Genomic DNA, 10,096 nt, shown 5'->3' with positions numbered 1-10,096 from the left:
GTTCGGGCCCACGATGCGCGTCTTGTTGCCGGTCGCGCAGGCGTGCGCCCAGAAGCTCGCGGTGTCGTGCACCGGGATGCCCTCGGTGATCACGACCGCGAGCCCGATGCCGGCGTCGATCGCCTCGACGACGGCGCTCTTCGCGAACCTCGGCGGCACGAACACGACGGACGTGTCGGCGCCGGTCTCCGCCATCGCGACGCCGACGCTGTCGAACACGGGCAGCGTGGTGCCCGCGATCTCCGCGACCTGGCCGCCCTTGCCCGGCGTCACGCCGCCGACCACGGTCGACCCCGCGGCGAGCATGCGGGCGGTGTGCTTGCGCCCCTCGGCGCCGGTCATGCCCTGGACGACGATCCTGCTGCCCTCGTCGAGGAAGATGGCCACGGCTTCTCCTATGCGTCCTGTTCGATCGCGAGCTCGACGGCGCGGCGGGCGGCCGCGTCCATGGTGTCCACCTGGGACAGACCGGGCAGCGCGGCGTCGGTGAGGATGCGCCGGCCCTCGGCGGCGTTGTTGCCGTCCAGGCGGACGACGATCGGCTTGTCGACGGTGCCCAGCAGCTGGAAGGCCCGCACGATGCCGTTCGCGACCGCGTCACAGGCGGTGATGCCGCCGAAGACGTTGACGAACACGCTGCGCACGACGCGATCGGAAAGGATGATCTCCAGCCCGTTGGCCATCACCTCGGCCGACGCGCCACCGCCGATGTCGAGGAAGTTCGCCGGCCGGGTCCCGGTCCCCTCGCCCGCGTACGCCACGACGTCCAGTGTGGACATCACGAGGCCCGCGCCGTTGCCGATGATGCCGACCTGGCCGGCCAGCTTGACGTAGTTGAGGTCCTTCGCCTTGGCGCGCGCCTCGAGAGGGTCGTCGGCCTCGGTGTCGACGAACTCGGCGTGGCCGGGGTGGCGGAACGCGGCGTTGCCGTCGAGCGTGACCTTGCCGTCCAGCGCCAGGATCTCGCCGTCCGGGGTGCGGACCAGCGGGTTGACCTCGACGAGCGTGGCGTCCTCGGCGACGAACGTCTCCCACAGCTTCACCACGACGTCGGCCGCCGCGTCGGTGACCTCGGCCGGGAAGCCGCCCTCGCGCACGATCTCCTTGGCGGTGGCCAGGTCGACGCCGCCGAGCGGGTCGATCGGGACCTTGGCCAGGGCGTCGGGCCGCTCGGCCGCGAGCTGCTCGATCTCCATGCCGCCCTCGGCCGACGCCATCGCCAGGAACGTGCGGTTGGCGCGATCGAGGAGGAAGGAGAAGTAGTACTCCTCGGCGATGTCCGACGCCGGCGTGACGAGCACCCGGCGCACGGTGTGGCCCTTGATGTCCAGGCCGAGGATGGCGCCGGCCTTCGCCCGCGCGTCCACCTCGCCGTCGGCCAGCTTCACGCCGCCGGCCTTGCCCCGGCCGCCGGCCTTGACCTGCGCCTTGATCACCACCGGCACGCCGAACTCCGCGGCCGCCACGGCGGCGGTGGCTGCGTCGTCGGCGACCCGCTGACCCGGGCCGATGGGCACGCCGTGCCGCGCGAACAGGTTCTTTGCCTGGTACTCGTACAGGTCCACGCGGCCGTTCCTCCGATTCTGGGGCTGTGACCGGGGCCATAGGTGTTGTAGACTGTATGCAGTATGGAGGCACTTGTCCAGGGAACGCCTACCCCGGAGGCAGTGATGCGCACCTCAACGCTCGACTTTCTCGGGCGCCGATACGTCGTCGGACCGGCCGCGGAGGAGCTGCTCGGCCGCCGGAGGGAGTGGATGCTGTGGCTGCCGTGGGCGGCCATGGCGGCCATCGGCATCCTGCAGTACGGGTTCGGTTCGCTGGTGCCGGCGCTGGTCGAGCGCGGCTGGGCGCCGGTGGACGTGTTCTGGTTGCTGGCGTTGTGGACGGTGTTCCAGGCGGGCGCGGGCTTCCCGGCCGCGTACCTGCGGGAGCGGGGCCGGATCGGGCCGCGCAGCGCGATGGTCATCGGGGCGGTGCTGCTGTTGTGCGGGCCGCTCGCGCTGGCGCAGGGCTCGTTCGCGGTGGCGGTACTCGGTTACTCGCTGCTGAGCGGCACGGGCGCGGGGCTGGTGTACGCGACCTGCTCGTCGACCGTGGCGAAGTGGTACCCCGAGCGCACGGCGGCGAAGGTCAGCGTGGTGACGGGCGCGTTCGCATACGGCTCGGTCCCGTTCGCGATGGCCTACTTGTTCACTGTGGACGGTGGCCCGCTGGTTCCGATGCTGGCGGTGAGCGCGGTGCTGATCTTCCTGGTGGTGCTGGGCGCGGGCGTCGTGTTGCGTGACCCGCCGGCGGACTGGTGGCCACCGGACGTCGACCCGCGCGAGTGGGCGCTGGACGGCCGCCGGGTGAGCGCGGTGCGCCAGTACTCCCCGCGCGAGGCGATGCGGACCGGCGTGGCGCCGCTGATGTACCTGATCCTGTTCTGCGCCAGCGCGGTGTCGCTGTTCGACATCACGTTCCTGGCCTCCCTCGGCACCCAGCTGGACGTCGCCCTGTTCGTGGTCGCGCTGTGCACCGGCCTGTTGCTGGGGACGAACGGCGCCGGCCGCGCGCTGGCCATCCGGGTGTCGGAGCACCTCGGCCGGACACGCACGCTCGGCTGGGTCCTCGCCGTGCTCGGTGTCGGGCAGCTGTGCCTGGCCAGCGCGGCGACCACGGGTTCGGTAGCGATTCTGCTGCTGGCGTCGTTGCTGGCCGGTGTCGGTGGCGGGGCGTTCTACCCGCTGTTCGCCAGCCTGGTGCGGGAGTTCTTCGGCGACCAGAGTCCCGGCGCGCGGCAGACGCACGCGGCCGTGTACTCGGCGAAGGCTTTCGGCGGCGTGCTGGGGGTCGGGATCGCGGCACTGGTGGCTCCCGCCTGGGGGTACCCGGCGGTGTTCATGCTCGCCTGCGTGCTGGCCGTGGCTTCGGGGGCGCTCTGCCTGAAGCTGCGGCAACCGGGCCGGTTCCTGCCCGGGCTGCCTCCGCGGCGGGTCGCTTCCTGACCGCTCGCGTGGCTGCTAGCCGTTCGTCGGTGCCGGGAGGAGTTCGTCCAGGTTCGGCTCGCCCGGGAGGATCTTCTCCTGCTTTCCCAGGTCTGCCACCGACTTCAGCGAGTCCTCGTTGATGTCCTTGGGCCACTTCGGAAGGACCAGCTTCGGGATCACCTCTGCCGGGATCTTCGTATACGTCGGCAGGATGTTGCGGACCTCGTCGGGATGGGCGTCCGCGTACGCCAGGGACTCGTTCATCGCGTCGGTGAAGCGCTTCACCAGGTCCGGGTTCTCGCCGATCAGCTTCTTCGACGTGAAGTACATCGCCACGCACAGGTCCGGCGCCGTGTCCACGTAGCTCGACGCCAGGTGCCGGCCGCCTTGCGACAGGATGATCTGCTGGAACGGCTCCACCACGAACACCGCGTCCGCGCGGCCGTCCTCGAGCGCGGCCGGCATCTCGGGGAAGCCCAGCTTCACGAACTCGATCGAGTCGGGGTCGATGCCCGCCTTCAGCGCCGACGCGCGCACGGCCAGCTCGACGATGTTCTTGAACGTGTTGACCGCGACCTTCTTGCCCGCCAGGTCCCGCACGCTCTTGATCGGACTGTTCTGCTCGACCATGAGGGCACCGAAGTCGGCACCGTCCTTGCCGGTCGAGTTCGTGCCGTTGGTCACCGCCTTGACCGGAAGGCCTTGTTCCTGCGCCAGCAGCAGGGTGACCACGTTGCTGAAGCCGAACTGCTGGTTGCCGCTCATCACCGACGGGACCGTCTCGGTGCCGCCCTCGGCCGGCTCCAGCGTCAGGTTGATGTCGTGCTTGGCGAAGATGCCCTTCTCCTTGCCGAGATAGATGGGCGCCACGTCGAGGATCGAGATCAGGCCGACCTTCACGTCGTCCCGCTTCCCGGGCGTCGACTGGCTGCCCGAGTCCGAGCCGCAGGCCGCGGACGTCAGTAGTGCCACCGCGCAGAACATCGCGGCGAAGCGTCGTCGCATCACCGGGAGCCTCCGAATGTTCGTATAGCGAACACAGGTTCTCTCAACGAACCTGCGTCGAACGTATCTGTGCGCGTGTGACGTCGTCAACACGCACGCTCCCCCGTTTCGCTCAGTGAAATGCTCCCCTTGGCGGGCGATCCCGTGCGCCCGCAGCATCTCCCCGTGACCCGTAACGTGGCAGTCCGGAGTGGAGCGAGCACCGGCCGGGGCCGCGCATGAGGCCCGTCGAGGCACTGCTGGCGATCCTGCGCGACGAGGGCGTGGACAAGATCTTCGGCAACCCGGGCACGACCGAGCTGCCGTTGCTCGACGCCCTCGCGGCGGCGCCGGACATCGAGTACGTCCTTGCCGTGCAGGAGATGTCCGCGGTCGCCATGGCCGACGGGTACGCCCGCGCGACCGGCCGCCCGGCGTTCGTGAACCTCCACGTCGCCGCCGGCCTCGCGAACGGGCTCATCGGCATGCTCAACGCGAAGCGCTCGCGCATCCCGCTCGTCGTGACCGCGGGCCAGCAGGACCGCCGCCACCTCGTCGAGGACCCGATGCTCTCCGGCGATCTCGTCGGCCTGGCGGCGGCGGCAAGCAAGCACGCGGTCGAGGTCCAGCACGCCCACGACCTGCCGATCGTGCTGCGCCGGGCGTTCGCGCTCGCCGCGCAGCCGCCGGCCGGGCCGGTGTTCGTGTCGATCCCGATGGACCTGCTGGCCGACGGCACCGACGTCACCGTGCCGCCGGCGAGCAGGCTCACCCCGCCCGGCCCAGCGACCGGGATCGACGAGGCCGCGGCGATCCTCGCCGGCGCGCGGCGTCCGGCCGTCGTGGCCGGCGACGGCGTGGGCCGCGAGGACGCGGTGGCCGAGCTCGTGGCGGTGGCCGAGCGGCTCGGCGCGGCGGTGTACCCGCAACCCATGCACGACGCGGTCAACTTCCCCGGCGACCACCCGCTCAACGCGGGCATGCCGGCTCCGCGCAACGCCGCGGTCCGCGAGGCGCTCGACGGGCACGACGTCGTGTTCGTCGTCGGCAGCCACGCGTTCTCGCCGCACCACTACACGCCGGGCTCGCCGATCCCGGACGGCACGCGCGTGGTGCAGCTCGACTCCGACCCGGCCGAGCCGGGCCGCAACTTCCCCGTCGAGCTGGGCCTCGTCGGCGGCGTGCGGCCGTCGCTGGCCCGGCTCGCGGCGGCGCTCGACGGGCGGGTTTCCGTGCCACCGCAGCAGGTCCGCCGTCCCCGTGTCGAGCGGCCGCGGACGGGACGCGGCCCGATCGACCCCGCGGCCGCCGCGCACGCGATCGCCGACGCGCTGCCACCCGACGCCGTCGTGGTCGACGAGGCCATCACGATCGGTGTGCTGCTGCGCCCGCTGCTGCGCCTGCCACGGCCCGGCGGCTTCGTGCACACCGTCGGCGGCGGCCTGGGCTGGGGCATCGGTGCGGCGATCGGCAGCCGCCTCGGCCGCCCGGACCGTCCGGTGGTGGCGGTGCTCGGCGACGGGTGCGCGATGTTCGGCCTGCAGGGGCTGTGGAGCGCCGCGCGCTACCGCGTGCCGGTGGCCTTCCTCGTCATGAACAACGGCGAGTACCGGACGCTGAAGGACACGCTCGCGGAGTCCGGCAGCACCGGCCCGCACCCCGGGCTGGACCTGACCCTCGCGTCGGGCCGGCTGGACTGGACGAACGCGGCCGCGTTCTTCGGCGTGCGGGCAAGGCGGGTCGACAGCGCGGCGGAGCTGCGCGAGGTGGTCGCCGGCGCCGGAAGGCTCGACGCGCCGCTGCTGGTCGACGTGCCGATCCTGGACCGCGGGGGCGGGTGAGGTTGCCGGGTGCGTCCCGGACGACCACGATCTATTCATGAGCGACCCGCCGAAGTCGGTCCTCGCCAGGGGCCTGCGCGTGCTGGACGCGTTCGGCCCGGCGGACGTCGACCTCACGCTGGCGCAGCTGGCGGCACGGACGGGGCTGCCGAAGCCCACCGTCCACCGGCTGGTCGGCGAGCTGGTGTCCTGGGGCGGCCTGGAGCGCAGCGACGAGGGGTACCGGCTGGGCATGGCGCTGTTCGTGCTGGGCCAGCGGGTGCCGCGGCAGCGGGGCCTGCGCGAGGCGGCGCTCCCCTACCTCGAGGACCTCTACGAGGCGACGCACGAGAACATCCACCTGACCGTGTTCGACTCGACCGACACGCTGTTCCTGGAGAAGGTCACCGGCCGCCGCTCGATGCCGATCGTGTCGCGCGTCGGCGGGCGGCTGCCGGCCCACTGCACGGCGAGCGGCAAGGTGTTCCTGGCGCTCGGCCCGCCCGCCTACCTGCGCCGCGTCGTCCGCGACGGCCTGCGCCGCCTGACCCCGAAGACCATCGTGCTGCCGGGCCTGCTTCGTCAGGATCTGGCGAGAACGCTGGACCGCGGCTACGGCATCAACCGCGAGGAGTCGGAGACCGGCGTCGTGGCCGTGGCCGCGCCCGTGCGGGACCGCCGCAGCAACGTCATCGCGGCGATCTCCATCGCAGGCTCGGCACACCGCCTCGACCTGGAACGTCTGGCGCCCGCGGTGCGGACGGCGGCGCTGTCGCTGTCCCGGGTGCTGGCCCGCGAGCCGGCCAACTAGGGTCAGTCACGAGTTACCTGGTCGGAGCAGGATTTTCCGCCATGTCGGGTGGTGCCGGTCACGCACTGTGAAGGCGCTCACGAACGGAACAAACGGACATCACCAGCGTTGTATGCTGTAGACAACGAACCACGGCCCCTGCCGCAAACATGTTGGAGTCCACCATGCAGCCGACCGAGTTGCCCAAGGAGCTGGCGGCTCGCCGGATCGATCGCCCCGTCCCCCTGCGGGAGCACGTCTACCAGGCGATGCAGGAGCTGATCATCTCCCGGCGGCTCGCTCCCGGTCAACACCTGGTCGAGAGCGAGCTGGCCCAGATGCTGGGCGTGTCCCGCCAGCCCGTGCGTGAGGCGCTGCAGTGGCTCAACAACGAGGGCTGGGTGGACCTGCGCCCCGGTTACGGCGCGTTCGTCCACGCCCCGACGCAGGACGAGGCCGACCAGCTGCTGGCAGTTCGCTCGCTGCTGGAGAGCGAGGCCGCCCGCCTAGCCGCCCAGCACGCGGACGCCGAGGGCATCGCGCACCTGCGCGACCTCAACCGCCAGGGCGAGGAGGCCCTCGCTAACGACGACGTGGACACCGCGGTCGCGCTGAACGCCGCCGTGCACCGCCACGTCACCGAGCTGTCCGGCAACAAGGTGCTGCTGGACTTCGCCACCCAGGTGGACCGCAGGGTCCGCTGGTACTACACCCCGATCGCCCGGCAGCGCGGCAAGCAGTCCTGGCAGGAACACGCCGAGCTGATCGACGCGATCGAGAACCGTGATGCGGACACCGCCGCCCGCATCATGCAGGAGCACACGGACCGGACCCGGAAGTCCTACCTCGAGCAGCGCGCCGCCGAGGGCGAGGACGACCAGACGCCGATCCCGCTGCCCGCCCGGCGCCGACGCCGGGCCTCGGCTCGAGGCTGAGCCACCCACCACACCACCGAGGCGACACCGTCGCCCCGGCCCTATGACCCTGCCGCCACGTCCTGGCGGCCCGAGGGTCTCCGAGTGCTGGACCCACGAAGGAGGTGAACGCAACCATGCGCAAGTTCTTGCAGGTCCGCGGCTTCAACGCCGACGGCCGCGCCATCGGCCTCGGTCTCGCCGCCGCGATGGAGAAGCAGCGCCAGGAGGCCGCCCGCGGTGTCGAGGACTACCTGCGGCGCGAGGCCGACCGGCCGGTGACCACGACCTCGGTCTGAGCCCGATTCGTCCCGGGTACCCCGTTACCTGGGATCCACAGGAGGTGAAGCACATGCGTAACTGGCGAGCGCTCATCAAGGCCCTCACCAGCTCTCCTCGCGGCTGGAGCGCCGACGGCCGCACGCTCGGCCTCGGTCTCGCGACCGCGATGGAGAAGCAGCGCACGCAGGCCACCCGCGAGGTGGAGGACTACCTGCGCACCGGTGCGGGGGACGACGACCGTCGCATGACGGCCGGCGTCTGAGACACACTCGCACGAACGACACACGGAGGGCCGGGCCGCGCGGCGACCCGGCCCTCCCTCATGTCCAGCCGTCGTGTCTAGTCGACCTCCGCCGCGGAGCGCTCGCTCGCGACCTCCGCGAGCTCCTTGTTCCGGTCGTGGCGCACCTTGAGCAGGCTGACCACCGCCGTGATCACGAGCGTGCCGATGATGACACCCAGCGACACCGGGATCGGGATCTGCGGGGCCCACGAGACGCCGTGGTTGTGCAGCGTCTCCACGACCAGCTTCACGCCGATGAAGCCGAGGACGATGGCGAGCCCGGTCGACAGGTAGATCAGGCTGTCGAGCAACCCGCCGATGATGAAGTACAGCTGTCGCAGGCCCATGAGCGCGAACGCGTTGGCCGTCAGCACCAGGTAGGGCTCCTTGGTGAGCCCGAAGATGGCGGGGATCGAGTCGACCGCGAACAGCAGGTTCGTGGTACCGATCGCGACCATCACGATCAGCATCGGCGTCACCAGCCGCTTGCCGTCCACCTTCGTCGTGATCTTCGCGCCGTCGTACTTCTCCGTCGCCGGCAGGATCTTCTTCGCGCCGCGGAGCATGAGGTTCTCTTTGAACTCCTCGTCCTCCTTGTCGCCGGTGAGGAGCAGCTGCACAGCGGTGTAGAGGAGGAACGCGCCGAACACGTAGAACAACCAGTCGAACTGGGCGATCGCCGCGGAGCCGATTGAGACGACGATCACACGCAGCACCAGCGCGATCACGATGCCGATGGAGAGCACCTTCTGCTGGTGCTCGGCCCGCACCGCGAAGCTCACCATGATGAGCATGGTCACGAACAGGTTGTCCACGGACAGCGAGTACTCGGTGATCCAGCCGGCGAAGAGCTCGCCCGCGTACTCGTGGCCCTCGAAGATGAAGATGGCCAGTCCGAAGAGAAGGAAGAGGCCCACGTAGCCGGCGATCCACGCCAGGCATTCCTTGAGCGAGGGCTTCCGCGGGTTGCGCGCGATGAGATAGAAGTCGAAACAGATCACGGCGGTCAGTCCGACACCGGTGACCAGCCACAGCCAGAGGGGGACGTTCATCGGCTACCTTTCACCCGCTTGAGCGCAGGCCTCGTCGATGCACCACCCGATTATCCGGGGTGCATCGACGAGCGCTCAACGGGTCCTTGGTCGGTCGCTGTCGCTAGCGAGTCGTCGGCGAGGTCTTTCGAGCGGCCCGGTTGCGACTCGTCGCCGCCTTGCGCCGCTCCTTGGCCTCGAACATGGCCCTCGCGTGCGAGGCGTAGCGCAGGTACACCTCCTCGGCCACCTCGTCGCCACGCTGGGCGAGCCGGGCCCACCAGCGCGGGGCGACGCGCTCGTGCAGCCACAGGAACCCGATGGCGAAGCCGAGGCTGAGGATCCCCTGGAACGCGAGGAACCCCAACGTGTCCGGCGGGAACGTCGGCGTGCCGCCGACGTACCAGGTGACGGCCAGCTCGTGCAGCAGGCGGGCCAGCGGGAACCCGATCAACCAGAACAGCGCGGCCGGGGCGAACCCGCCGAGCCGTACTCGCTTGTTGATCAGCAACATCGTGTAGCCGCCGCCCATCAGGGCGAGCGGCACACCGAGCGCCAGCGCGGCCACCACAGCGGCCCCGGCGGGCTGACCGACGAACGCGGTCAGCCCACCGGCGAACACACCGGCGATGAACCCGACTAGCAGACCCGGCAGGGTCAACAGGAACAGACGGCGCATCGCTTCCATCTCCTAACCGAGGTCCACGACGCCGAACCTGATCATACAGTAGAACAGCATGCCCAGGTAGAACACCGCGCCGAAGCCGATGATCACGTTGGACCACCACTTCGGCCGGATGGGTTTCGGCAGCATGCGGTTGTTCACCAGCAGCAAGACGATGCAGTAGGCACCCATCGCGAACGTGGAGAGGAACGCGAGGATGTCCAGGATCCCCTCCGGACCGTCCGCCGGCCCGAACAGCAGGATCAGGATGCCGAACGTGATGACGCCCCACAGGAAACCCGCGTAGAGGTGGGACATCTTGAACTTCTTCGCACCTGGGAAGTGGAAGTAGGTCA

11 protein-coding genes and 1 pseudogene are annotated in these 10,096 nt (G+C 70.4%); 6 read left to right on the top strand and 6 right to left on the bottom strand.

Features of this window, described 5'->3' with window-relative positions; genetic code table 11:
• Together VH969_RS14180 and sucC are read right to left on the bottom strand one after the other, a co-directional pair.
• Positions 1 to 387: pseudogene (locus VH969_RS14180) on the bottom strand (succinate--CoA ligase subunit alpha); the annotation flags it as partial.
• A gap of 8 nt (positions 388 to 395) precedes the next feature.
• Positions 396 to 1,565: an ADP-forming succinate--CoA ligase subunit beta gene (gene sucC, locus VH969_RS14175; RefSeq protein WP_331974197.1), complete on the bottom strand. Its 1,170-nt coding sequence runs from the start codon at positions 1,563 to 1,565 to the stop codon at positions 396 to 398.
• 105 nt (positions 1,566 to 1,670) lie between these two features.
• On the opposite strand from sucC, the gene VH969_RS14170 reads away from it, so the two are divergent.
• Complete coding sequence (locus VH969_RS14170; RefSeq protein ID WP_331974196.1) at positions 1,671 to 2,990, top strand: OFA family MFS transporter; 1,320 nt, start codon at positions 1,671 to 1,673, stop codon at positions 2,988 to 2,990.
• 15 nt (positions 2,991 to 3,005) lie between these two features.
• On the opposite strand, the gene VH969_RS14165 is transcribed toward VH969_RS14170, so the two are convergent.
• Positions 3,006 to 3,977, bottom strand: a complete 972-nt coding sequence (locus VH969_RS14165) for an ABC transporter substrate-binding protein (RefSeq protein ID WP_331974195.1) — start codon at positions 3,975 to 3,977, stop codon at positions 3,006 to 3,008.
• Positions 3,978 to 4,195: 218 nt separating this feature from the next.
• On the opposite strand from VH969_RS14165, the gene VH969_RS14160 reads away from it, so the two are divergent.
• The 5 genes from VH969_RS14160 (at position 4,196) to VH969_RS14140 (ending at position 8,024) form a co-directional block, all read left to right on the top strand.
• Positions 4,196 to 5,797 carry a thiamine pyrophosphate-binding protein gene (locus VH969_RS14160; RefSeq protein ID WP_331974194.1) on the top strand — a complete coding sequence of 534 codons (1,602 nt, stop codon included), beginning with the start codon at positions 4,196 to 4,198 and terminating at the stop codon, positions 5,795 to 5,797.
• A 37-nt stretch (positions 5,798 to 5,834) separates the two neighbouring features.
• Positions 5,835 to 6,587, top strand: coding sequence for an IclR family transcriptional regulator (locus VH969_RS14155; protein WP_331974193.1), 753 nt, complete (start codon positions 5,835 to 5,837; stop codon positions 6,585 to 6,587).
• A gap of 164 nt (positions 6,588 to 6,751) precedes the next feature.
• The gene (locus VH969_RS14150; protein ID WP_331974192.1) at positions 6,752 to 7,501 is read left to right on the top strand and encodes a GntR family transcriptional regulator; all 750 of its coding nucleotides are present in this window, start codon (positions 6,752 to 6,754) and stop codon (positions 7,499 to 7,501) included.
• 116 nt (positions 7,502 to 7,617) lie between these two features.
• Positions 7,618 to 7,779 carry a hypothetical protein gene (locus VH969_RS14145; RefSeq protein ID WP_331974191.1) on the top strand — a complete coding sequence of 54 codons (162 nt, stop codon included), beginning with the start codon at positions 7,618 to 7,620 and terminating at the stop codon, positions 7,777 to 7,779.
• A 53-nt stretch (positions 7,780 to 7,832) separates the two neighbouring features.
• On the top strand, positions 7,833 to 8,024 hold the full coding sequence (locus VH969_RS14140; RefSeq protein WP_331974190.1) for a hypothetical protein: 192 nt from the start codon (positions 7,833 to 7,835) through the stop codon (positions 8,022 to 8,024).
• Between the two features lie 77 nt (positions 8,025 to 8,101).
• Here the strand turns inward: VH969_RS14140 and VH969_RS14135 are convergent, their stop codons facing one another.
• The 3 genes from VH969_RS14135 to VH969_RS14125 all read right to left on the bottom strand — a co-directional run.
• Positions 8,102 to 9,097, bottom strand: a complete 996-nt coding sequence (locus tag VH969_RS14135) for a TerC family protein (RefSeq protein ID WP_331974189.1) — start codon at positions 9,095 to 9,097, stop codon at positions 8,102 to 8,104.
• Between the two features lie 103 nt (positions 9,098 to 9,200).
• Positions 9,201 to 9,755 carry a hypothetical protein gene (locus tag VH969_RS14130; protein ID WP_331974188.1) on the bottom strand — a complete coding sequence of 185 codons (555 nt, stop codon included), beginning with the start codon at positions 9,753 to 9,755 and terminating at the stop codon, positions 9,201 to 9,203.
• A gap of 12 nt (positions 9,756 to 9,767) precedes the next feature.
• Positions 9,768 to 10,096 (bottom strand): Nramp family divalent metal transporter (locus VH969_RS14125; RefSeq protein WP_331974187.1); only part of this gene is annotated, 329 nt, incomplete at its 5' end.

Origin of the sequence: Actinophytocola sp. (assembly GCF_036555685.1) — a bacterium.
Taxonomy (GTDB): domain Bacteria; phylum Actinomycetota; class Actinomycetes; order Mycobacteriales; family Pseudonocardiaceae; genus Actinophytocola.
The sequence above is the reverse complement of the archived record's forward strand: the minus strand, read 5'-3'. Positions and strand labels throughout refer to the sequence as shown.